The following is a 22853-nucleotide window of genomic DNA, read 5'->3' on the forward strand; positions in this document are numbered from 1 at the left end:
TTGTTTGTAACGTTTTCATTTTGAAAAACATGCTTTATTACATAAGGGAGGGTAAAGTATGAATCGTAATCCATTAATCCCATTTGTACTTATTATGGTGATGGGAATTGGACTCATTTTCTTTCTGTCTGTGAAAGGCCTCGGAGATATGAAAGAGGTTGCGAAAGAGAAAGAAGGCGGCGCAAAGACAGAAGAGACAGCTGCTGCAGGTCCAGAAGATATTTACAAAAAAAGCTGTGTAGCATGTCACGGTGCTAACTATGAAGGTGGCGTTGGTCCATCATTAAAAGGTGTCGGGGATCGTTTATCTGTTGACCAAATTAAAGAAGTCATCACAAACGGTCGCGGAAGCATGCCAGGTGGATTAGTTCCTGCAGACCAAGCGGACGCAATGGCAAAATGGCTTTCTGAATTAAAATAAACGAAGCGAAAAAGTCCCTTTACTTCGGTGAAGGGATTTTTCGTTTTTTGCAAAACATGATAAACTGAAGAAAAAAGTGTGGGTGATGTTTGTGAACGAATTACAGCTATCTAAACGGTTACAAACGGTCGCGTCATTTATTCCAAAAGGGAGCGTACTGGCGGATATCGGATCAGACCATGCATATTTGCCGTGTTATGCGTATTTGCACGGATACATAACAAAAGCCATTGCTGGAGAAGTGGCAGATGGACCGTTTCGTTCTGCAAAACAACAAGTCGAAAAGAGCGGACTTTCTCACGTCATTTCCGTTCGTAAAGGAGACGGCCTACAAGTTGTAGCGCCAAACGAAGTGGATTGTGTAACGATTGCCGGGATGGGTGGAACGCTCATCTCGAACATTTTAGAAAATGGAAAAGAGAAGTTAGAAGCTGTAAAACGTCTTATTTTACAGCCAAATGTCGGTGCACATATCGTAAGACAATGGCTACTAAATAACGAATGGGAATTAATTGATGAGCGCATCTTGGAAGAGGATGGGCAAATATACGAAGTGCTTGTTGCAGAACGTGGTGATCCTTATCGTCCGTACACCCAACTTCATGTGGAGCTGTTGCTCGGTCCGTTTTTATTGAAAGAGCGAAATGAAGCGTTTAGGAAAAAATGGGATATGGAAATGAAACATTGGCAGAATGTCATCGAGCAATTGAAGTATGCGAAAACGGACGAGGCGATCAAAAAGAAGCAACAATTTCTCGAAACATTGCAGATGGTAGAGGAGGCTTTAAAACGATGAAAACGCCAAACGGATATGAAATCATCCAGTTGTTTGAGCAGTTTGCTCCAAAACATTTAGCGATGGAAGGCGATAAAATCGGATTACAAATCGGTACGTTAAACAAGCCGATTCGCCGCATCATGATTACGTTAGATGTATTAGAACATGTAGTGGATGAAGCGATTGAACAGCACATTGATTTAATTATTGCGCATCATCCACCGATTTTTCGCCCGTTAAAACATATTGTGACCGATCAGCCGTATGGACGTATGATTGAAAAGTGTATTAAACATAATATTGCTATTTATGCTGCGCATACAAATTTAGATATTGCCAAAGGTGGTGTGAACGATTGGCTCGCTGAAGCATTGCAATTACAAAACGTAGATGTGCTCGTTCCAACATATGAAGAGCCGCTAAAAAAACTCGTCGTATATGTGCCACGCACACATGCAGATGCGGTGCGCAAAGCAATTGGCGATGCCGGTGCTGGACATATCGGAAATTATAGCCATTGTACATTCAATAGCGAAGGAATAGGCACGTTTTTACCAGAAGAGGGAGCAAATCCGTTTATTGGTCAACAAGGGAAGTTAGAAACGGTAGAAGAAGTACGCATCGAAACGATTGTTCCTGCACGTTTGCAACGAAAAGTCATTCAAGCGATGTTACAAGTTCATCCGTATGAAGAAGTAGCGTACGACGTATATCCGCTTGACAATAAAGGAACGACATATGGACTTGGTCGAATTGGGACATTAAGTGAAGAGATGACGTTACAGCAATTTGCACAACATGTGAAAACATCGTTGCGCGTGCCGACAGTTCGTGTCGTTGGGGAGTTAACAAATCGCGTTCGGAAAGTAGCTGTTATCGGTGGAGACGGAAATAAATATATTCATCAAGCAAAAATGAGCGGTGCTGATGTGTATGTAACAGGTGACTTATATTATCATGTCGCACATGATGCGTTAATGCTCGGTTTAAACGTCGTTGATCCTGGGCATCACGTCGAAAAGGTGATGAAAGAAGGAGTTGCAAACGTATTAAAAACGATGTGTGTACAACAAAAGTTTGATATCGATATATACGTATCGCAAGCCAATACAGAGCCGTTTACGTTCATATAAAAAAGAGGCTTATTCGCCTCTTTTTTTCACTTTCGGTAAAATTTTTGTTAGCGGTACTTTTCGCTCGCGTTTCCATGTTTCAGGATTGTTTGGATCGAATTGCTCCAAAAAGTCGATAACTTCTTTTGTAATTGGTGTTGGTGTAGATGCTCCGGCAGTAACCGCTACTTTTTTTGCATCTTTAATCCATTCAATGTCGATTTCGGTTACATCTGCAACACGATACGCTTTCGTTCCGGCAATCTGTTCCGATACTTGTGCGAGTCGATTCGAGTTATTGCTTCTTGGGTCACCGACAACGATCGTCACATCCGCTTCTTTCGCTTGTTCAGCGACCGCCTCTTGCCGTACTTGCGTCGCTAAACAAATTTCACGATGCATCTCGACATGAGGATATTTTTCTTTTACTTTTTCCATAATATGTGCCACGTCCCATTGGCTCATTGTCGTTTGGTTTGTCACGATAATGCGTTTCGATTGAATATCCAGTTGTTCTACATCTTCAGGCGTTTCAATTAAATGGACAGCATGTGGAGCAACGCCAATTGCCCCTTCAGGCTCAGGGTGTCCCTTTTTACCGATATAAATGACTTCATACCCGTTAGCGACCTTTTCGCGAATCAAATTATGCGTCTTTGTGACATCTGGGCATGTAGCATCAATGGTGACAAGTCCTTTTTCTCTCGCTCGTTGTTTTACTTCAGGTGAAACGCCGTGGGCAGTGAAAATGACTGTGCCATGATCGATGTTTTCTAAAATTTCAAGTCGATTTGGCCCGTCAAGTGTAATAATTCCTTCTTCTTCAAACGCGTCCGTTACATGTTTATTATGAACGATCATACCTAAAATGTAGATCGGTCTTGGCAACGTCGGATCGAGCGCAGCGTTGCGGGCGATGACCATCGCATCAACGACTCCGTAACAATATCCGCGTGGCGTAATTTTAATGACTTCCATATGGATCGCTCCTTCTTGGCGTGTTTGTCGTCTTCATTATATAAAAGAAGAAGCGAACATACAAAAGTTAAATATATAGTTTTGGAACAGATTTCCCTTTTTCATCCGTTTGTTGTTGTTTTCGTTCCTTTATTGTTGGAACGGGGCGTTGTTTTCTCGGTATTTTTTGCCCCATTTGCCTCTCTGTTGTTGCTGCACTTGTTGCATTGGCTGTTTCAGTTGTTTCGTTTATGTTGTCAGATTGTTTCAATTCGCGAAAAATTCGCATCATCGATGGTACGCTTTTAATGAGTGGACCGTATTGTTGCACCATCGGGGTAATCGTTTGGACCATGTTTAACATTTTTTGTACATTTGTTAACATCGAATCAATGCTCGGTAATGCTCCTTGAGCACCGAAAGCTTGTGTAGGCAGTTGGCTGCCGAACAATCGTGAAAACATGCCTCCTTGTGCTTGCCGCATCATTGGTTGTTGCCACATAGATGGCATCGGTGGATGTGAAGGTGGAAACATAAATGGACGTCGCAATGAAGTTCCTCCTCTCTTTATGTGTTGTGCTTATTTCATCTATATTACGATATGCAAGAAAGCTCATATAGTTGAATGAACGATTGATGTTCGTATATAATATGTAATTGGTCTATTTTTTTATTGAACTGAGAAAGGGGATGAGAAACGATGTTTGAGCGTTTTCCGTTTCATCCGTTTATTATAGAGGCGATTCAACATTTAAAATTCCATAAACCGACACCGATTCAAGAGCGTGTCATTCCAGCTGTGTTGCGTGGTGAAAGCGTCATCGGCCAGTCGCAGACGGGAACAGGAAAGACGCACGCTTATTTATTGCCGATCATTCAGCGCATCGATCCGCGTGTAGCAGAAGTACAGGCGGTCATTACTGCACCGACGCGTGAATTGGCAACGCAAATTTATCATGAAGTGTTAAAAATCACAAAGTTTTGTCCGAATGATCACCGCATTACAGCCCGTTGTTTTGTTGGTGGAACAGATAAGTTGCGTTCGATTGAAAAGCTGAAAACACAACCTCATCTTGTCATTGGTACACCGGGGCGCATTGATGATCTTGTTCGCGAACAAGCGTTATTTGTTCATACTGCCCGCATGCTCGTCGTTGACGAAGCAGATGTGATGCTTGATATGGGGTTTATTGCAGATGTCGATCGCATCGCGGGTCGTATGCCTGAAAATTTACAAATGCTCGTCTTTTCTGCTACTGTTCCAGAGAGGTTGAAGCCGTTTTTGAAAAAGTATATGGAGAATCCGACTCATATTCATATCACCCCAAAACAGATCGCAGCACCAACGATTGAACATATTTTAATTCCGTTGCGTCATCGCGACCGTTTACAACTTTTACATGACGTGTTAGTGAGCTACAACCCATATTTAGCGCTTGTGTTTGTCAATACAAGAAAAACAGCTGACGAGGTGGCGAACGGCTTAATTGATAAAGGATTAAAAGTAGGTGTGTTACACGGAGATTTATCACCACGTGAACGGAAAAAAATGATGAAAGCGATTCGTGATTTACAATTTCAATATATTGTTGCAACTGATTTAGCGGCGCGCGGAATTGACATTGAAGGCGTCAGTCACGTCATTAACTATGAATTGCCGTCAGACCTAGATTTTTACGTTCATCGCGCTGGGCGAACAGGACGTGCCGGTTATGAGGGGATTGCTGCAACGATTTATGAAGCATCCGATCAACATGCGTTAGTTAAGTTAGAAAAGAAAGGGATTCATTTTCTCCATCGTGATTTGCGTCAAGGTGAATGGATCGAGCTTGATGCATGGAACGGACGGAAAAAAGAGAAAAAAGTCGATGAAGTGGAACAACTCGTTGAAAAAATAGCGAAAAAACAAAAGAAAGTAAAACCAGGATATAAGAAAAAATTGCGAGAGCAGTTAAAAAAACAAAGAGCGAAAAAGAAATAAGGGAGAGAAGAACGTGTTAAAAATTGGTTCGCACGTATCAATGAGCGGAAAAGAGATGTTGCTAGCCGCGAGTAAAGAGGCGGTATCGTATGGGGCAAATACGTTTATGATTTATACCGGAGCGCCACAAAACACGAGACGGAAACCAATCGAACAGCTAAACATTGAAAAAGGACTTGCCCATATGAAAGAACATGGGATTGATGAAATTGTTGTACATGCCCCGTACATTATTAATATCGGTAATACGACTAATGCCGATACATTTTCTTTAGGTGTTTCTTTTTTACGTTCAGAAATTGAACGAACGGAAGCAATTGGCGCCAAGCAGCTTGTTCTTCATCCGGGAGCGCACGTTGGCGCAGGTATTGAAGCAGGAATTGAAAAAATTATTGAAGGATTAAACGAAGTAATTACAACTGACCAACAAGTACAAATTGCTTTAGAAACGATGGCGGGAAAAGGGTCAGAATGTGGAAGTCGTTTTGAAGAGTTAGCGAAAATCATTGACGGTGTGACACATAACGACAAATTGTCTGTCTGCTTTGACACGTGCCACACGCACGATGCCGGGTACGATATTGTTCATGATTTTGATGGAGTATTAGATGAATTCGATCGCATTATTGGGCTTGACCGTCTCAAAGTATTGCACATTAATGATAGTAAAAATGCTTGTGGAAGCCGTAAAGACCGTCATGAAAATATCGGCTTTGGTTATATCGGTTTCGATGCGCTCAATTATATAGTGCATCACCCACAGCTTACGCACGTGCCAAAAATTTTAGAAACGCCATATGTCGGTGAGAAAACGTCTGCGAAGCCGCCATATAAATTCGAAATTGCTATGTTGCGTGCACAACAATTCGATCCAAATGTTCGTGAAAAAATTGTTGAGTAGAAGGCTGTCACCGGCAGCCTTCTTACTGTATAAATTGACGAATGAACTCATTGGCTTGCTTGGCGAGTTGTGGTGATGTGCGATGGGCGAGTTCGCGAATCCAATTTTTTCTCGCTTGTTCGTTAAACACATCAATCGTTTTCTCGCGCATCATTTGAACAATCGTTTCCGCATCTTTCGGTGAAAGCGAAACGTTATATTCTTTTGCATACATCATCAACTCATTTGCGGTAATGGATTTCATTTTATGTTGGACGATTTTATGATATACATTCACGTAACATCCCTCCTTGTTTACGATATGAGCGGGAAAAGGAAGGTGTGCAATGATATAATGAATATAGATGAAAGGGGAGATTGGAGTGAAAAGACAACATAAAAAAGAGACGATTAGCCATTTGTTGTATCGTCTTGTGATGATGACGATTGGTGCCACGCTTGCAGCGGTATCCATCGAGCTGTTTTTAGTGCCAAATGAAATTATTGACGGTGGGGTAATCGGTATTTCCCTTATTCTTGATCGCATTCTTCCAAATTACGCATGGTTGAACTTTGCGACACTTGTCGTTTTGTTGAATACACCATTTATGTATTTTGGTTATAAACAGATCGGAAAAACGTTCATGCTTTCCTCACTCTATTCTATCGTTATGTTAGCTGTGATGGAACGATTGTTTCACCATGTATCTCCATTTACAACAGATTCCATTTTAGCGACAGTGTTTGGCGGAGCGATTCTCGGTGCGGGTGTAGGACTTGTTATTCGTCATGGAGGTTCGTTAGATGGAACAGAAATTTTAGGTATTTTAATGACGAAAAAATTGCCGTTTTCTGTCGGTGAGTTTGTTATGTTTACAAACATTTTTATTTTTACATGGGCTGCGTTTGTATTCGGACCGAAGCAAGCGATGTACTCTGTTTTAACTTATTATATCGCTTTTAAGACGATTGATACGGTTATTCAAGGGTTAGATGAAACAAAGGCAGTTTTGATCGTATCAGACCGTTATGAAGAAGTGTCGGACGCCATTTTAAATCGACTCGGACGCGGGACGACAAAGTTGATGGGAAAAGGCGGATATACAGACGAGCAAAAAGAAGTCATTTATGCGGTCGTGACACGTTTAGAAGTGACGAAGCTGAAGTCGATTGTATACGAAATTGACGAAAATGCTTTTATTACCATTATGAACACACAAGAAGTACGTGGGGCGAAATTTAAGTCTGCTATTCATTAATGAAAATAAATGCGATATACTATGAATCGGAATCATTTTGAATTAAGGTGGTCAAACGATGGACGATATTTTGCGTGTTGAAGATGTTTCGTTTCGGTATGATGATGAAGATGTATTGCAACATATTAATTTTCGCATTCCAAAAGGCGCGTTCGTCGGTTTAGTTGGTCCGAATGGGTCAGGGAAATCGACATTGTTAAAATGTGTTTTACGATTGTTAAAACCACAAACGGGGAGAATTTTTTTGTTCGGCACGCCGATTGAGCAGTTTAAAGATTGGCATAAAATCGGTTTTGTATCTCAAAAAGCAAACAGTTTTAATACTGGATTTCCTGCAACCGTATATGAAGTTGTCGCAAGCGGTTTAACAGGAAAGCTCGGTTTATTTCGTCGGTTAAGTAAAAAGGACGAAAAAGCGGTATATGAAGCGATTGATGCAGTTGGCATGAGCCCATTTATCCGACGCAATATCGGTGAACTGTCGGGCGGTCAACAACAACGTGTATTTATCGCTCGGGCCATCGTATCGCAACCAGAGTTTTTAATTTTAGATGAACCGACTGTCGGGGTTGATGTACATCATGTGCGAAGTTTTTACGATATGCTTGACCGATTAAATAAACAACAGCATATGACGTTGCTTCTTGTTACTCACGATGTCGGAACAATTACGGAAAAGGTGACGCATGTTGCATGTTTAAACAAACGTTTACATTTTCATGGTAGTGTGCAGCAGTTTGCACAGTTAAAAACAGAAGATGTCGCATCTTTTTATGGACATCATCTTCATTTGCTTGCTCACGACCATGCGTAGAAAGGGGGGTGTGTATGTTAGAAGCTTTATTTCAATATGAGTTTTTACAAAACGCGTTTGTTGTCGGTATATTGATCGGATTTATCGCCCCACTTTTAGGTGTGTTCATTGTCGTCAGAAGGTTATCGCTTATTGCTGATGCGTTAAGCCATGTTACACTAGCAGGAATTGCAGCAAGCTTACTTGTGCAAAAAAAATTTTTTACGTTTGCAACATTAAACCCGATTTATATTGGCATGGCCTTTTCTGTTGTCGGTTCGTTATTTATTGAAAAACTGCGTACGGTATATAAACATTATCAAGAATTAGCGATTCCGATCATTTTATCAGGAGGGATCGGTTTAAGCGTTATTTTCATTTCGCTTGCGGATGGCTTTAATACAGATTTGTTCTCATATTTATTCGGAAGTGTAAGCGCAGTAAGCCGAACGGACGTATGGACGATTAGCGTCATTTTTTTCATTGTGCTTACCGTCATTTTTCTGTTTTATAAAGAATGGTTTATTTTGTCATTTGACGAAGAATATGCACAAGCATCGGGAGTAAAAGTAAAGTCGCTCCATTTTGTTTTCATTGTGCTAGTCGCTCTTGTCATTGCTGCGTCGATGCGAATTGTCGGCATTTTGCTTGTTTCGTCACTCATGACGCTTCCTGTTGCCGCAAGTATTCGAATAGCGAAAGGATTTAAACAGGCGTTATGGTTTTCCGTTTTGTTCGGTGAATTTGCGGTCATTGTTGGGCTATTTCTTTCCTATTATTTAAACTTAGCTCCCGGTGGAACAATTGTTTTGCTAGCGGTTTGCATATTAATTGGATCAATCATGTGGAAAAAATGGAAGAGAGGATGAAGAAGCGTGAACGTTTCTGAAGCGCTACGATTAATGAAAGAAAAGGGATTTAAGTATACAGGGAAGCGCGAGGAAATGCTTGAATTGTTTGCGAAAACAGATAAATATTTAACTGCAAAAGATGTGCTTGATGTGATGAAAGATCGGTATCCTGGACTTAGTTTTGATACCGTTTATCGCAACCTGGCACTATTCGTTGAGCTCGGTATTTTAGAAATGACTGAGCTATCTGGAGAAAAGCATTTTCGGTTTACATGCAACATGAGCCATCACCACCACCATTTTATTTGCATGACGTGCGGCAAAACGAAAGAACTTGTTACGTGTCCGATGAATGAATTAGCGGAAGACTTGCAAGGATACGCCATTTCAGGACATAAATTTGAAGTGTACGGCACGTGTCCGATGTGTAAACAACAAGCTGACGTGTAATGTCAGCTTGTTGTTGTAAGCAACTTTTCTACTTGTTGTTTTGCCTCATGCCAATTGTACACACGAATGACTCCTTTTGGTAGCGGACCACGATTGTAAGGAGTATCAAATAAAATGACAGGGATCATACATTGTTCCGCAATGTCGCATGCGTTATCGTATTTATCTTCAAAAAAAATGTCGATGTTGTATTTTTTCACAGCCTCAATTTTATTGTGCGAACCGATAAGCTCAATATGATGATAATGAACGCCTTGTTGTTGAAACCATTTTTCTGTTATTTCATATAAGTGACGACCTCGTGCACTAATGTAATATAGCTCATATTCATCTTTCCAGCTATTAATGACCTCTAGTGCTCCGTTCGCAAGAGGAGCTTCGCTATAAATGATCGGCTCATATCGTTCCATCCATTCGTTCAGTTCTTCTTCTGTCGTATCTAAAAAAGGAACTAAATCGTAGTCAGTAATATCATCGAGCGTTAAATTTTTTCGGAATGATTTGTTTAAATATGGAATAAACGCACTTGGACATGTGACTGTTCCATCAATATCGATTCCAAATCGTCGCTTGATCATTGTTTGCTCATCCTTTCATGTCGGGTGCTTCTTGCCCATTATAACATTGACATAAAGTAACATCTATAATGACGTATCGCTTATTGCATAATAATAGTGCTCCTCATTTTACGAAAGCGAGGGAATTGTTATGGACAATGAGCGTCAAGCGTATGACAACGCACGAATAGATACGGTTCCAAACATTGAGCAAGATTTTATGGAAGAAACAGCAGGTGAAATTGCTGAGCCGATTCGATTTTCTGATCGAGAAGTAGAGCGTGGAGAAGACGGTCGTGGCGTTGGCTGGCTTGCACTTGCTTTATCGATTGTTTCTCTTTTTCTTATGCCAGTCATTATGGGAGCGGCCGGCATTATTTTCGGATTTATCGCTCGCCGTCGAGGAGCGGAAACGTTAGGGGCGTGGGCGATTGGAATTGGTGCTGTCTCCATCATTTTAAGCTTTTTCGTCCGATTTTTGTAAATAAGAGGGGAATGTCCCCTCTTATTTTTGTTTCCCTTTCGAGGCATATTCTTCCGCTAATTTATCGATTTCTTTTTTCAGCTCTTCCACCATCGTCTCTTCAGGTACTTTACGAACGATTTTCCCGTGGCGGAACAATAATCCTTCTCCACGTGCCCCTGCGATGCCGATGTCAGCTTCGCGCGCTTCTCCGGGCCCGTTTACTGCGCAGCCGAGAACCGCTACTTTAATCGGCGCTTTAATTTGGGCAATATACTCTTCAATTTCATTTGCAATGCTAATTAAATCAATTTCGATTCGCCCGCACGTCGGACAAGAAATTAACGTTGCGGCGTTCGCCGCAAGACCGAATGCTTTTAACAACTCGCGAGCCACTTTTACTTCTTCGACAGGATCGGCGCTAAGGGATACACGTACGGTGTTACCAATTCCTTTACTTAAAATCGCACCAAGTCCCGCAGCACTTTTTACCGTTCCTGCGAATAACGTACCCGATTCCGTAATCCCAAGGTGTAGCGGATAGTCAAATGCACGAGCGGCTTTTTCGTATGCTTCAATCGCTAAACGAACGTCGGAAGCTTTTAATGACACGATAATGTCTTGAAAATCGAGGTCTTCTAAAATGCGAATATGATGCAGAGCGCTTTCGACCATCCCATCTGCAGTAGGATAGCCGTATTTTTCTAAAATGCGCTTTTCAAGTGAACCAGCGTTGACCCCGATGCGAATCGGTACGCCACGTTCTTTCGCTGCTTTAACGACCGCTTCAACTTTTTCGCGTTTCCCGATATTTCCTGGATTAATGCGAATTTTATCCGCCCCGTTTTCAATCGCTTTTAAAGCAAGGCGATAATCAAAATGAATATCGACAACGAGTGGAATATTAATGCGCTTTTTTATTTCAGCAATCGCATCTGCTGCTCTTTCATCTGGGCAAGCGACGCGAACAATTTGGCATCCAGCTTCTTCAAGTCGATGAATTTGGGCAACAGTCGCATCGACGTCATGCGTTTTTGTTGTCGTCATGCTTTGAATGACAACCTCATTATTCCCGCCAATTGTAATGTTTCCAACACGAACAGGGCGGGTTTTCGAACGATGAATGATTTCACTCACGCGTCAATCGCTCCTTTAACGTATTAATCAAATCATTTTTTATTGTAGCAATGTTTCTTATTTGTTGACAATGTTTTTGCTATTTCTGTTTATAGAGTGGAATACGATACGTTTTGCCAGCTTGAAGGGAATGCGCATTTACATGTGGATTGAGCGCTTGAAAATCAGTAATGAGTTGATCGATGGGTACGGGCAATTTACCGTTCATTTCACGTTCGATAATGGAGAGGAGCGTATCGCCACGTTGGACGGTTATTTCGCGATAAGGTAATTCGTTCGTCCGTTTGTTCGTTTTTTCCGCACGAATCGTATGAATCGTTCCGTCTGTTACATCATGGTAAGCAATCGCACATATAGCAATGAAGATAAGAAGGGTAACTACTTTTTTCATCCTATTTCCCCACCTGTCGTTCTTCTTTCTTCATGTATATGGCTTGTCCTTATCATATATGCACAAAAATTACACTTCTTTTACATCACTTCACATTTGTTTAACATCCCATTCATCATTTGAACTATAAGAAGCAGGCGTATCAGCCTGCTTCTTTGACGGAAGGAAGTTCTTTAATAGACACGAACAAAATGGTAATAGAAACGAACCAATCTAACGCGACAGCGTATGGAACGACAATCTGTAATGCCTCCATAATGGTAAAAAAGACTGTTGCTAGCGTGATGGAGTAGGCGGAAATGCTCCACATATGACGGTACGTCCCGCGCTTATTTAATGTTTCACGGAAAATAAGACCGATGAATGCGAGAACGGTAACGTAAAGGAATTTGCTTGTACATGTGAAAAAGTATAAAACAAAAAATGATAGTGAAATGACGATAGGAAGTAATGATTGCAACGTGCGTGTAAATTCATATACGTCTTTGTTTGTAAAGCGATCTACTTGCATGACGGCATACGGATACGATTGAACGTGGCCATTTACAACGAGCGAAAAGTCTTCTTTTAAAAACGCCACTGCATTTGTGTAGCGCGCTACGTCATCGGTAGTTAATGTACCTGTGCTATCTAATAAAATAGTCACATCAGGATGTATGAGCTCAATTGTTTTTTTTTTCGTCCGATATCAATATGCCATCGACAACTTCAAATGGGGGAAGCTCCTCGCCCAATAGTTCGCGCGTTGAGTCGATCGTTTTGTTTATACTTATTATAAAATAAATGGCAATCGGCAACGTTGCAATAAGCGATAAAAAGAATACGTAGCCAATCGCTTTTCCAATCGGATGAAAGCGAAAGCGGGCAATATGTACAGGCGAATAAAGACTTTGTAACAACCGTTTCCACATCATCATCACATCCTTTACATCCTTTGGCATCATCATTTTTCATTCTACTTCTTTTTCTATTCGCTACACAACCATTTTGTCTCATATTGACGCCTTTCATCATTTTTGCTAAAATTACCATCGAATATGACGGACCCTTAGCTCAGCTGGTTAGAGCGGACGGCTCATAACCGTCTGGTCGCAGGTTCGAGTCCTGCAGGGTCCATTTTCCTCGCTAAGTGAATTAGCGAGTTTTTTTGCAAATAATTTGAAACATTCGTTTTATTTTGGTACTCTTCTCTTAAAGTAGGTTCACTTATGAAACTTTTCTGTTTCTAAATATCATTTATCGGTTTCATTTGTGACCAATTACATAATAAATGGGGAGGAATGAAGTATGGCATTTGAATTACCACAATTGCCTTATGCTTACGATGCGTTAGAACCACACATTGATAAGGAAACGATGAACATTCATCACACGAAACATCATAACGCATATGTAACAAACTTAAACGCAGCGCTTGAAGGTCATCCAGAATTACAAAGCAAAACAATCGAAGAGCTAATGGCTAATTTAAACGAAGTACCAGAAAACATCCGTACAGCCGTTCGTAACAACGGAGGAGGGCATGCAAATCATTCGCTCTTTTGGACAATTCTTTCACCAAATGGTGGCGGTGAGCCTACAGGTGAATTAGCTGAAGCAATTAACAATACATTCGGCAGCTTTGAAAAGTTTAAAGAAGAATTTTCAAAGGCGGCTGCAACACGTTTTGGGTCTGGTTGGGCATGGCTTGTTGTGCACAACGGTCAGCTTGAGGTAACAAGTACACCAAACCAAGATACACCATTAATGGAAGGTAAAACACCAATTTTAGGATTAGATGTATGGGAGCATGCATACTACTTAAAATACCAAAACCGTCGTCCAGATTATATTTCAGCGTTTTGGAATGTTGTCAACTGGGACGAAGTTGCGAAACGTTACGCAGCAGCAAAATAATGAGGAAGAGCTCGGCAAATTTTTGTCGAGCTCTTTTTGCATATCGCTACAAAAGAGTAGGCAAACTACTTGTCAAGAAAGGGAGTTTGCCTATGAACAGATGGAAACGAATCATTGCGTACATTCACACACATCGCCAATTGTTTCTTTTACTAGCAATCGGCGGATTGTATTCTCTTAGCATCGCTTTGTCCAATACGTTTGTAAACGTATATGTTTGGAAAAAAGTGAACAGTTTTCATGCCCTAGGTGTGTACAATTTAGCGATTGTCACATGGCAGCCGCTTGCATTTATCGTTGCTGGGAAAATCGCCAAAAAAATTGATCGCGTCATCGTTTTACGAATGGGTGTTACGTTTTTGGCACTCTTTTTTTTAGTCGTATTATTCAGTGGAAATCGAGCGATGGATCATTTGTTTTTCCTTGGTGGTTTGCTTGGTGTTGGTTATGGTTTCTATTGGCTTGCATTTAACGTCTTAACATTTGAAATTACTGAGCCAAATACGCGCGATTTATTTAATGGATTGCTTGGAGCAATGACATCTGTGGCAGGAATGATCGGTCCCCCAATTGCTGGATGGGTCATCGCTTCAAGTGAGAAGTTTACGGGGTATATGGCGATTTTTTTATCCTCTTTATGTTTATTTATTGCAGCTGTTGTATGTAGCTTTTTTGTACATCGGAGGCAATCTGCAGGCCGTTTCATGTTACAACGTGCGTATGCCGAACGAAAGAAAAATAAAAATTGGAGAATGATTACAAACGCTCACTTTTTTCAAGGATTTCGGGAAGGAACGTTTGTGTTTATCGTTTCTATTTTCTTATTTATGGCAACAGGAACAGAAAAAGCACTTGGCGTATTTGGTTTCGTCAATGCGGTCGTTTCGTTTATTACGTATTCGCTTGCCTCTAAATATATAAAGCAACGCTGGCGACTGCATGCCATTTTATTTGGTGGCGTGCTATTGTATGCTTCTGTATTTTTGCTCGTGTTCGATTTATCCTACTTCAAACTGATCGTATACGGTGCGCTTATTGCTGTTGGTTATCCGATTTTGCTTGTCCCATATTTGTCGCTTACATTTGACGTCATTGGACAAAGCAATCATGCAAAGGAGTGGCGCATTGAATATATTGTGTTGAGGGAATTATTTTTGAACGGTGGCCGTGCAACGTCTATTTTATTGTTTTTGTTAGCCATTACGTTATTTGATGCAAAAGAGGCGATTCCATTATTAATGTTAATTGTTGGATCTGGTCATTTCATCATTTATTTTTTTGTGCGGCGTATTCGACTTTCAATGTAGAAATTTGCGAGCGTTTCTTTTACAATGGGGAAGGAGCAAGTAAAGGAGGTGCTCGCCTGTTTTGAAGCAAATACAACAAGCTAAAAATGTAAAGAAAAAGAAAAAAAGAATGCAGTTGCCATTTCGACTAAACGTATTGTTTTTTGTTGTGTTTTTACTGTTTTCTGCGCTTATTTTACGATTGGGTGTCATTCAAATTGTTTACGGTGAACAATATCGAAAAGAAGTTGAGCGGACAGAAAACGTAACAGTCAACACGCCAGCACCGCGCGGGAAAATTTATGACCGAAACTATCAAGTTGTCGTCGATAACGAACCGCTTCATGCGATCACGTATACACGTACGCAAACAACCAAGCCGTCAGAAATGATTGCGATAGCGAAAAAGTTAGCAACATACATTGAAAAGCCGGCAGATCGGGTGACAGAACGAGATATAAAAGACTATTGGATTTTGACTAATGAAGAAAAAGCGAAAGAAAAAATTACAGAAGAAGAATGGAAACAGTTTCGCGCTAAAAAGTTGGGAGATAAAGATATTTATCGACTGCAACTTGAGCGCATTACAGAAGAAGATGTAAAAGCAGTTAAAGAAAAGGAGCTTGAAGTTGTCGCTATTTTTCGGGAAATGAATAGTGGATACGCGTTGACGCCACAAATGATTAAAAATGAAGGGGTAACGAATAAAGAATATGCAGTTGTTAGCGAGCATTTAGAAGAATTGCCAGGGGTAGATGTAACGACAGATTGGGATCGTCATTATGCATTTGGTGATACGTTTCGTACCGTGCTGGGAAATATTACATCATCGGAAGAAGGGTTACCGCGCGAAAAGCTTGACTACTATTTAGCGCGCGATTACAGCCGAAATGACCGCGTCGGAAAAAGCTACATTGAAGCGCAATATGAAGATGTGTTGCGCGGACAAAAAGCAAAAATAAAAAATGTGACCGATAAAGCAGGCAACATTATTGAAACGATTGAAATATCGCAAGGACAGCGCGGCAAAGATATTGTGCTAACGATCGATATGGAATTACAAAAACGTGTCGAGCAAATTATTGAAGAAGAATTGACGGCAATGAAACGGCGCGGTGGAACCGAGTTGCTCGATCGTGCTTTCGTTGTCATGATGGACCCGAATACGGGAGAAATTTTATCGTTAGCAGGGAGACTGTATACACGTGATGAGAATGGGAAAGCAGTGTTCAAAGATTATGCCCTTGGAACAATCACATCTGCTTATGCGATGGGATCAGCAGTGAAAGGTGCTACTGTTTTAACCGGTTTTCAAACCGGCGTCATTCGACCTGGTACAGTGCTTATTGATGAACCGCTATATATTAAGGATACTAAACCGAAAAAATCGCATAGCGGTATTCGTCCGGGACCGATGAACGATTTAAAAGCGCTTGAAATGTCGTCAAACGTTTATATGTTTAAGACAGCTATTGCGATCGCAGGTTCTACATATCGTCCGCATCAACCGTTGCCGATTAAAAAAGAAGCGTTTTCGATTATGCGGCGATATTTTAATCAGTTCGGTTTAGGTGTGAAAACAGGGATTGATTTGCCAGGGGAAATTATCGGGTGGCCTGGACAAAGTACGCTTCCTGGTCACTTGCTTGATTTAGCGATTGGACAGTTTGACGTATATACGCCAATCCAAATGGCGCAATACGTTTCAACGATTGCCAACGGGGGATATCGCATTCAGCCACATGTCGTAAAAGAAATTCGTGAACCAATTAGCGAAAAAAATCAAATCGGAAACGTTATTTATTCGTTTGAGCCGAAAGTGTTAAATCGGATTGATATGAAAACAGAGTATATTGAGCGTGTACGAGAAGGATTTTATCGCGTCATGCACGGTTCGCACGGAACAGCGCGGGCATTTTTTGCGAATGCTCCGTATGATCCAGCAGGAAAAACAGGAACAGCACAGGCATTTTATGATGGACCAATCAAATCGAAACGAATGACACAAACGACCAATTTGACGCTAGTTGGTTTCGCACCTTACAACAACCCAGAAGTTGCATTTGCTGTCGTCGTGCCGTGGGTATATCAAAATCCGCGAAACCATTATCCGATTAATAACTACATCGGAAGAAAAATTTTAGATGCATATTTCGACTTAAAAGCGCAGCGTCAATCAAATGAGCAGTCCCCTACTGAACCGTTGAATAATGATGAACAAACAATGGAAAGATAGAAGAAAGCGAATTTACAAAAGCTTAACATTCGTTTAAAACGAATTTAATACGTTTCCATTATTCTATAACTCGTGGGACAAAAATTAATGAAAAAAGTAGGGGGAAATCAAAAGATGAAGAAAAACAAATGGTTTGCACTCGCAGGAATGACAAGCGCTGTATTAGCATTTACAACTGCTTGTGGCGGTGGCGCTCAACAAGGCGGCGAAAATGGTGGAGAAGCATCAAGCGGTAACGTTGTTGTTGATGGATCATCGACAGTTTACCCAATTTTAGAAGCAGCCGCTGAAGCGTATGCGGGTGAAAAACCAGATGTACAAGTATCTGTTGGTTTGTCCGGAACAGGTGGCGGATTTGAAAAGTTTACAAAAGGGGAAACAGACTTTTCAAGCGCTTCTCGTCCAATTAAAGATGAAGAAAAGAAAGCTGCTGAACAAAACGGCATTCAATTTGAAGAGTTCAAAATTGCATTCGATGGACTTTCTATTTTAGTGCATAAAGATAACGACTGGGTCGATTATTTAACAGTCGATGAGCTAAAGAAAATTTTCACATCAGGTGCAGTAAGCGGTGATGACAAAGTAAAATGGTCAGACATTCGCCCAGAGTGGCCAAATGAAGAAATTAAATTGTTCTCGCCAGGACATGACTCTGGTACATTTGATTATTTCGATGAAGTCATTTTAGATGGACAACCGTTAAACAAAACAGCGCAATTATCTGAAGATGATAACGTCCTTGTTCAAGGAATTGCGGGCGACAAAAACGCTCTCGGTTACTTCGGATTTGCATACTACACTGAAAATAAAGATAAGTTGAGAGCTGTACCAATTGATAACGGAAACGGTCCAGTAGAACCGACGCATGAAACAATTCAAAGTGGCGAATATGCACCACTTTCTCGCCCGTTATTTGTCTATGCGAATACAAAATCATTAAAAGAAAAATCTCACGTATATGATTTTGCGAAATTTTTATTAGAGAACGGTGCGGAGTTTGCTGAAGAAGTTGGATATGTAGCGCTTCCACAAGAAAAATATGATGAGCAATTGAAAAAGCTTGAAGGATTGAAATAACGAAACGTAAAGATGAGAAGCGACACCACAGTCGCTTCTCATCTTGCCATGAATTTGGAAAGGGGTTTTCACATTATGGCGATGACAGATGGGAATCGTTCATATTCCGTCCGTGAAATGATTAAAGAAAATAAGAAAAAACAAAGCGGACAACAGTTTGTTGAATGGTTAATGCCAAAATTGTTACTATTGACAGCAACAATTTCTATTTTAACGACAATCGGTATTTTATTTACATTGTTATTTGAAACGTTTATTTTCTTTGAACGAGTGTCTATTGTTGAATTTTTAACGAGCAAAGAATGGCTTCCGTGGGATGAAAAAACGGGCTCGTTTGGTATTGCACCACTTGTTACAGGAACGCTGTTAACAACAGCGATTGCGATGATTGTTGCGATTCCAATCGGTTTAGCTTCAGCGATTTACTTGAGTGAGTATGCGTCTGAAAAAACAAGAAAAGTATTAAAACCGACATTAGAAGTGTTGGCGGGAATTCCAACGATTGTGTACGGATTTTTCGCATTAACGTTCGTCACACCTCTTTTACAAAAGATCATTCCAGATCTCGGGATTTTTAACGCGTTAAGCCCAGGAATTGTCATGGGAATTATGATTATTCCAATGGTTGCTTCTTTATCTGAAGATGCAATGAGTTCCGTACCAAACTCCATTCGTGAAGGAGCGCTCGGTCTCGGATCAACAAAGTTAGAAGTGGCATTAAAAGTCGTCCTTCCCGCAGCGACGTCAGGTATTGCGGCATCGTTTATGCTGGCGATTTCTCGTGCTGTCGGTGAGACGATGATTGTAGCAGTAGCGGGTGGTTCGTCTCCAGTCCTTACGTTTGATGTGACAAAATCGATTCAAACGTTAACAGCATACATTGTTCAAGTGACAACGGGAGATGCTGGATATGGAACAACAGTTTATTACAGCATTTATGCGGTCGGGATGACGTTATTCGTGTTCACATTAGCCATGAACTTACTCGCGCAATACATTTCTCGTCGCTTTAGGGAGGAGTATTAATCATGGAAAAATTAATTGATAAACAACGTGTCGTTCAACATATGAACGGTCGCCTGTTGCGCAACAACGTGTTAAAATTTTTATTTTTTCTAGCTACGTTATTTGGATTAATTGTTCTCGTCGTCCTTCTATATCGGATATTCACTCAAGCAATTGGCTGGCTAAATATCGACTTTTTAAATAACTTTCCATCTCGTCGGCCAGAAAACGCAGGAATTAAAGCGGGATTGGTCGGCTCATTATGGCTTATGGTCATCGTTGCGCCTGTTTCGCTCATTCTTGGAGTCGGAACAGCAATTTATTTAGAGGAATATGCGAAAAAAAATCGCTTTACAGATTTTATTCAAACGAACATCTCGAACTTAGCTGGTGTTCCATCTATCGTATTCGGTTTGCTCGGTTTGACGATTTTCGTTCGTGAACTTAATTTGGGTCGTAGCATTATGGCTGCAGGATTAACGATGAGCTTGCTCGTTTTACCTGTCATCGTCGTTGCGGCACAAGAGGCGATTCGCGCCGTGCCAAATCAATTGCGGGAAGCATCGTATGGTATGGGAGCAACAAAATGGCAAACGATTTATCGCATCGTTCTCCCAGCTGCGATTCCTGGTATTTTGACAGGCAGCATTTTAGCTTTATCCCGTGCAATCGGTGAAACAGCACCGCTTGTCGTTTTAGGTATTCCGACGTTTTTAGCTCATTTGCCACGTGGTATTCTTGATACATTTACTGTTATGCCGATGCAAATTTACAACTGGACGTCACGCCCACAAGCTGACTTTCAACATGTAGCAGCAGCTGGAATCGTTGTATTGCTCGTTGTGTTAATCTTTATGAACTCGATTGCTATTTTCATTCGCAACAAGTTTCAAAAACGTTATTAATTGCGCGTTGAAAGGGGAACTTATTAATGGAACTAACAGTTGTGAAAGAACGTAAAAATAAACAGTCTGAAGAACAAAGAGAAAGAAATGTTGTGTATCGGACAAAAAACTTAAACTTATGGTACGGCGAACATCATGCGTTAAAAAATATTGACTTAGATATTTATGAAAATGAAGTAACAGCAATTATCGGTCCGTCAGGTTGTGGAAAATCGACATATATTAAAACGTTAAACCGAATGATTGAACTTGTACCGAATGTATGTACATCTGGAGAAATTACGTATCGCGGTCGCAATATTTTTGATAAATCGTATCGTGTGGAAGAATTGCGTACACAAGTCGGCATGGTATTCCAAAAGCCGAATCCGTTCCCGAAATCGATTTATGACAACGTTGCATACGGCCCGCGCATTCACGGCATTCGCGACAAGAAAATTTTAGATGAAATCGTTGAAAAAAGTTTGCGCGGTGCAGCGATTTGGGACGAAGTAAAGGATCGTTTGCATACGAACGCATACGGATTATCGGGCGGACAACAACAACGTTTATGTATTGCGCGCTGTTTAGCGATTGAACCAGATGTCATTTTAATGGATGAACCAACATCTGCGCTTGACCCAATTTCTACATTAAAAGTAGAAGAACTTGTACAGGAGTTAAAGAAAAATTACAGCATTATTATCGTTACACATAACATGCAACAAGCTGCTCGTATTTCTGATAAAACAGCCTTTTTCTTAAACGGTGAAGTGATCGAGTATAGCGATACAGATAAGTTATTCTCCAATCCAGACGATAAACGAACAGAAGATTACATTACAGGTCGATTCGGATAAAAAATCGTGCGGGTACGCTCGCACGATTTTTTCAAAATGATAAAAAGGGGGAGTGAATATGGCTGTACGTGAAAAATTTGATTACGATTTACAAACGTTGCGCGACCAATTATTGCAGCTCGGAAGTCTTGCAGAAATCGCGTTAACTCAATCATTTGAAGCGTTAAAAACAAAAAATAACGATTTAGCATTACAAGTGCTTGAAAATGATGCAAAAATAGATTTGCTTGACGAAGAGATTAACGACTTTGCCATTTTATTAATTGCGAAGCAACAACCGGTCGCAATTGATTTACGCCGAATTATTGTCGCAATTAAAATCGCAACAGATGTCGAGCGCATGGCGGACTTTGCAGTCAATATTGCAAAATCAGCCATTCGAATCGGTGAACAGCCGTTTGTCATCTCGTTAAATAAGTTAGAAAAAATGCATGAAATTGCTGTAAATATGCTTTCATTAACATTAAAGGCATATTATGAAGAAGATGTCGTTACGGCGAAAAAAGTGGCTGACATGGACGATGAAGTTGATCGTTTGTACGGCGAAACGATTCGGGAATTGCTCGAGCGCACAAAAGCACATCCAGATGCGATGTCACAAATTACGCAACTATCATTTACGGCTCGCTACATTGAACGCATTGCAGATCACGCGACAAACATCGCTGAGAACGTATTTTATTTAGTAAAGGGAAAACATTACGATTTAAACGACTAAATGAAAAGGATGTCCAACAGCGGACATCCTTATTTTGTGATTTTTTTTGTGATTTGTTCATATGACATGTCACTTGTAACAACATACGTTCCAGGGCGTAGCGCACGCGTTAATTGGTGGGTATCGAGGTATGTTAAAAATGATTGAGCATCATCAATAATGTGCGCTTGTTCAAGTCGGTTAGCAACGTCGCGACTTGCCTCTCCTTTGGCAATTGTTAACGTATAAATGTACACTTTTTCTTTTTGAGATGGTGTTGTTTTTTCAATTTCTTTTTTTTTGTTTTTCGAGTTTTTCAGCGAGTTCATTTCGTTCAGCAACGATTTGTTCATACTGCTGTTCGCTGATGGTAGTATACTGCTTGTCATTCGTGTAATGAACGATAGCAAGTATCGTTGTGGCAAACAACATTCCAGCCGCAAATGCACGTGTTGTTCTTTTCATCGTTCATTCCTCGCGATCACAATATTTACTTCATCTATCGGCATGTTGAGTTTGCGGGCAATTTGTTCTTTTGTCCAACCTTGCTTATGTAGATGCCATATTTGTTCTTCAGTTGAAAACAACTCCATTCCGACAAGCAGCTCTTCTTCAAGCGCTTTAACTCGCTTTTTTATTTCGTACAATTGTTGCATCGTCGATAATGTGAGTTGCTCTACTTGTTCTTCTACCTCTTTTACACGATCTTTTTGAAAGAAAGAAATAAGCAATAGTATGATTGCAAAAGAAATGAGTCCAATCAATGTATATTCGATCATGTTTGTCACCCCACTTTATTATACATAGGAATGTAGCGATCATGCATCATTTTCATGTCAAATCGACAATTTTCGTATATTGTCCGCATAGTATTGTCATGAT

General features: G+C 40.6%; 29 protein-coding genes and 1 tRNA gene. 19 read left to right on the forward strand and 11 right to left on the reverse strand.

The features are described from left to right. Positions 1–58 precede the first annotated feature (58 nt). The 3 genes from cccA (at position 59) to NSS60_RS04910 (ending at position 2332) form a co-directional block, all read left to right on the forward strand. Complete coding sequence (gene cccA / locus NSS60_RS04900) at positions 59–421, forward strand: cytochrome c550 (protein WP_004889486.1); 363 nt, start codon at positions 59–61, stop codon at positions 419–421. Positions 422–512: 91 nt separating this feature from the next. After that, positions 513–1217, forward strand: a complete 705-nt coding sequence (locus NSS60_RS04905; RefSeq protein ID WP_004889487.1) for a tRNA (adenine(22)-N(1))-methyltransferase — start codon at positions 513–515, stop codon at positions 1215–1217. After that, positions 1214–2332, forward strand: a complete 1119-nt coding sequence (locus tag NSS60_RS04910) for a Nif3-like dinuclear metal center hexameric protein (RefSeq protein WP_004889488.1) — start codon at positions 1214–1216, stop codon at positions 2330–2332. Before NSS60_RS04905 ends, NSS60_RS04910 begins: the two co-directional genes overlap by 4 nt. Positions 2333–2341: 9 nt before the next feature. On the opposite strand, the gene NSS60_RS04915 is transcribed toward NSS60_RS04910, so the two are convergent. Further along, positions 2342–3289: a 4-hydroxy-3-methylbut-2-enyl diphosphate reductase gene (locus NSS60_RS04915; protein WP_004889489.1), complete on the reverse strand. Its 948-nt coding sequence runs from the start codon at positions 3287–3289 to the stop codon at positions 2342–2344. 67 nt (positions 3290–3356) lie between these two features. Continuing rightward, a complete protein-coding gene (gene vrrA, locus NSS60_RS04920) occupies positions 3357–3818 on the reverse strand; it encodes a VrrA/YqfQ family protein (protein WP_340720687.1) in 462 nt (153 codons plus the stop codon). Between the two features lie 150 nt (positions 3819–3968). Between vrrA and NSS60_RS04925 the strand changes: the two genes are divergently transcribed. Together NSS60_RS04925 and NSS60_RS04930 are read left to right on the forward strand one after the other, a co-directional pair. Continuing rightward, entirely contained in the window at positions 3969–5249 is a 1281-nt protein-coding gene (locus NSS60_RS04925) for a DEAD/DEAH box helicase (protein ID WP_340720688.1), read from the forward strand. A 13-nt stretch (positions 5250–5262) separates the two neighbouring features. Continuing rightward, entirely contained in the window at positions 5263–6150 is an 888-nt protein-coding gene (locus NSS60_RS04930; protein WP_004889493.1) for a deoxyribonuclease IV, read from the forward strand. Between the two features lie 22 nt (positions 6151–6172). Here NSS60_RS04930 and NSS60_RS04935 read toward each other — a convergent pair whose 3' ends face one another. Beyond that, a complete protein-coding gene (locus NSS60_RS04935) occupies positions 6173–6427 on the reverse strand; it encodes a DUF2624 domain-containing protein (RefSeq protein ID WP_004889494.1) in 255 nt (84 codons plus the stop codon). A gap of 67 nt (positions 6428–6494) precedes the next feature. On the opposite strand from NSS60_RS04935, the gene NSS60_RS04940 reads away from it, so the two are divergent. The 4 genes from NSS60_RS04940 to NSS60_RS04955 are packed head-to-tail and all read left to right on the forward strand — an operon-like array spanning position 6495 to position 9482. After that, positions 6495–7388, forward strand: coding sequence for a YitT family protein (locus NSS60_RS04940; RefSeq protein WP_035018536.1), 894 nt, complete (start codon positions 6495–6497; stop codon positions 7386–7388). A 58-nt stretch (positions 7389–7446) separates the two neighbouring features. Then, entirely contained in the window at positions 7447–8202 is a 756-nt protein-coding gene (locus NSS60_RS04945; RefSeq protein ID WP_004889496.1) for a metal ABC transporter ATP-binding protein, read from the forward strand. Between the two features lie 14 nt (positions 8203–8216). Next, positions 8217–9050 carry a metal ABC transporter permease gene (locus tag NSS60_RS04950; protein ID WP_004889497.1) on the forward strand — a complete coding sequence of 278 codons (834 nt, stop codon included), beginning with the start codon at positions 8217–8219 and terminating at the stop codon, positions 9048–9050. A gap of 6 nt (positions 9051–9056) precedes the next feature. Next, positions 9057–9482 carry a Fur family transcriptional regulator gene (locus NSS60_RS04955; protein WP_004889498.1) on the forward strand — a complete coding sequence of 142 codons (426 nt, stop codon included), beginning with the start codon at positions 9057–9059 and terminating at the stop codon, positions 9480–9482. 2 nt (positions 9483–9484) lie between these two features. Here the strand turns inward: NSS60_RS04955 and NSS60_RS04960 are convergent, their stop codons facing one another. Further along, on the reverse strand, positions 9485–10060 hold the full coding sequence (locus tag NSS60_RS04960; RefSeq protein WP_004889499.1) for a 5' nucleotidase, NT5C type: 576 nt from the start codon (positions 10058–10060) through the stop codon (positions 9485–9487). 130 nt (positions 10061–10190) lie between these two features. On the opposite strand from NSS60_RS04960, the gene NSS60_RS04965 reads away from it, so the two are divergent. Next, complete coding sequence (locus tag NSS60_RS04965; protein ID WP_004889501.1) at positions 10191–10523, forward strand: hypothetical protein; 333 nt, start codon at positions 10191–10193, stop codon at positions 10521–10523. A gap of 21 nt (positions 10524–10544) precedes the next feature. On the opposite strand, the gene ispG is transcribed toward NSS60_RS04965, so the two are convergent. The 4 genes from ispG to NSS60_RS04985 all read right to left on the reverse strand — a co-directional run bounded on the left by ispG (position 10545) and on the right by NSS60_RS04985 (position 12977). Continuing rightward, complete coding sequence (gene ispG, locus NSS60_RS04970; protein ID WP_004889502.1) at positions 10545–11639, reverse strand: flavodoxin-dependent (E)-4-hydroxy-3-methylbut-2-enyl-diphosphate synthase; 1095 nt, start codon at positions 11637–11639, stop codon at positions 10545–10547. 79 nt (positions 11640–11718) lie between these two features. Next, the gene (locus NSS60_RS04975; protein ID WP_004889503.1) at positions 11719–12030 is read right to left on the reverse strand and encodes a type IV pilus assembly protein FimV; all 312 of its coding nucleotides are present in this window, start codon (positions 12028–12030) and stop codon (positions 11719–11721) included. Positions 12031–12172: 142 nt separating this feature from the next. Continuing rightward, positions 12173–12676: a DUF1189 domain-containing protein gene (locus tag NSS60_RS04980; protein ID WP_232467190.1), complete on the reverse strand. Its 504-nt coding sequence runs from the start codon at positions 12674–12676 to the stop codon at positions 12173–12175. 16 nt (positions 12677–12692) lie between these two features. Next, complete coding sequence (locus tag NSS60_RS04985; protein WP_340720689.1) at positions 12693–12977, reverse strand: DUF1189 family protein; 285 nt, start codon at positions 12975–12977, stop codon at positions 12693–12695. A gap of 95 nt (positions 12978–13072) precedes the next feature. Here NSS60_RS04985 and NSS60_RS04990 point away from each other — a divergent pair. The 9 genes from NSS60_RS04990 (at position 13073) to phoU (ending at position 21992) form a co-directional block, all read left to right on the forward strand. Further along, positions 13073–13146 (forward strand) — tRNA-Ile (locus NSS60_RS04990). Between the two features lie 171 nt (positions 13147–13317). Continuing rightward, positions 13318–13926 (forward strand): superoxide dismutase SodA, encoded by a 609-nt coding sequence (gene sodA, locus NSS60_RS04995; RefSeq protein ID WP_004889507.1) that lies wholly within the window; start codon positions 13318–13320, stop codon positions 13924–13926. A 92-nt stretch (positions 13927–14018) separates the two neighbouring features. Then, entirely contained in the window at positions 14019–15233 is a 1215-nt protein-coding gene (locus tag NSS60_RS05000; RefSeq protein ID WP_004889508.1) for an MFS transporter, read from the forward strand. 61 nt (positions 15234–15294) lie between these two features. Then, positions 15295–17448, forward strand: coding sequence for a peptidoglycan D,D-transpeptidase FtsI family protein (locus NSS60_RS05005; RefSeq protein ID WP_004889509.1), 2154 nt, complete (start codon positions 15295–15297; stop codon positions 17446–17448). A 114-nt stretch (positions 17449–17562) separates the two neighbouring features. Then, the gene (locus tag NSS60_RS05010) at positions 17563–18525 is read left to right on the forward strand and encodes a PstS family phosphate ABC transporter substrate-binding protein (protein WP_004889510.1); all 963 of its coding nucleotides are present in this window, start codon (positions 17563–17565) and stop codon (positions 18523–18525) included. Positions 18526–18600: 75 nt separating this feature from the next. Further along, positions 18601–19551, forward strand: a complete 951-nt coding sequence (pstC, locus tag NSS60_RS05015; protein ID WP_004889511.1) for a phosphate ABC transporter permease subunit PstC — start codon at positions 18601–18603, stop codon at positions 19549–19551. Positions 19552–19553: 2 nt separating this feature from the next. After that, positions 19554–20435 (forward strand): phosphate ABC transporter permease PstA, encoded by an 882-nt coding sequence (gene pstA / locus NSS60_RS05020; protein WP_004889512.1) that lies wholly within the window; start codon positions 19554–19556, stop codon positions 20433–20435. A gap of 26 nt (positions 20436–20461) precedes the next feature. Further along, positions 20462–21274: a phosphate ABC transporter ATP-binding protein PstB gene (gene pstB / locus NSS60_RS05025; protein WP_004889513.1), complete on the forward strand. Its 813-nt coding sequence runs from the start codon at positions 20462–20464 to the stop codon at positions 21272–21274. 58 nt (positions 21275–21332) lie between these two features. Continuing rightward, positions 21333–21992, forward strand: a complete 660-nt coding sequence (phoU, locus tag NSS60_RS05030; RefSeq protein ID WP_340720690.1) for a phosphate signaling complex protein PhoU — start codon at positions 21333–21335, stop codon at positions 21990–21992. A 29-nt stretch (positions 21993–22021) separates the two neighbouring features. Here the strand turns inward: phoU and NSS60_RS05035 are convergent, their stop codons facing one another. The 3 genes from NSS60_RS05035 to NSS60_RS05045 are packed head-to-tail and all read right to left on the reverse strand — an operon-like array spanning position 22022 to position 22750. Next, positions 22022–22312, reverse strand: coding sequence for an endolytic transglycosylase MltG (locus tag NSS60_RS05035; RefSeq protein ID WP_340720691.1), 291 nt, complete (start codon positions 22310–22312; stop codon positions 22022–22024). Continuing rightward, positions 22257–22436: a hypothetical protein gene (locus NSS60_RS05040; protein WP_340720692.1), complete on the reverse strand. Its 180-nt coding sequence runs from the start codon at positions 22434–22436 to the stop codon at positions 22257–22259. Before NSS60_RS05040 ends, NSS60_RS05035 begins: the two co-directional genes overlap by 56 nt. Next, the gene (locus NSS60_RS05045; RefSeq protein ID WP_035018537.1) at positions 22433–22750 is read right to left on the reverse strand and encodes a hypothetical protein; all 318 of its coding nucleotides are present in this window, start codon (positions 22748–22750) and stop codon (positions 22433–22435) included. The genes NSS60_RS05040 and NSS60_RS05045 overlap by 4 nt, the downstream gene beginning before the upstream one ends. Positions 22751–22853: the final 103 nt, after the last annotated feature.

Origin of the sequence: Anoxybacillus sp. FSL W8-0382 (assembly GCF_038003845.1) — a bacterium.
Classification (GTDB): Bacteria; Bacillota; Bacilli; order Bacillales; family Anoxybacillaceae; genus Anoxybacillus; species Anoxybacillus flavithermus_G.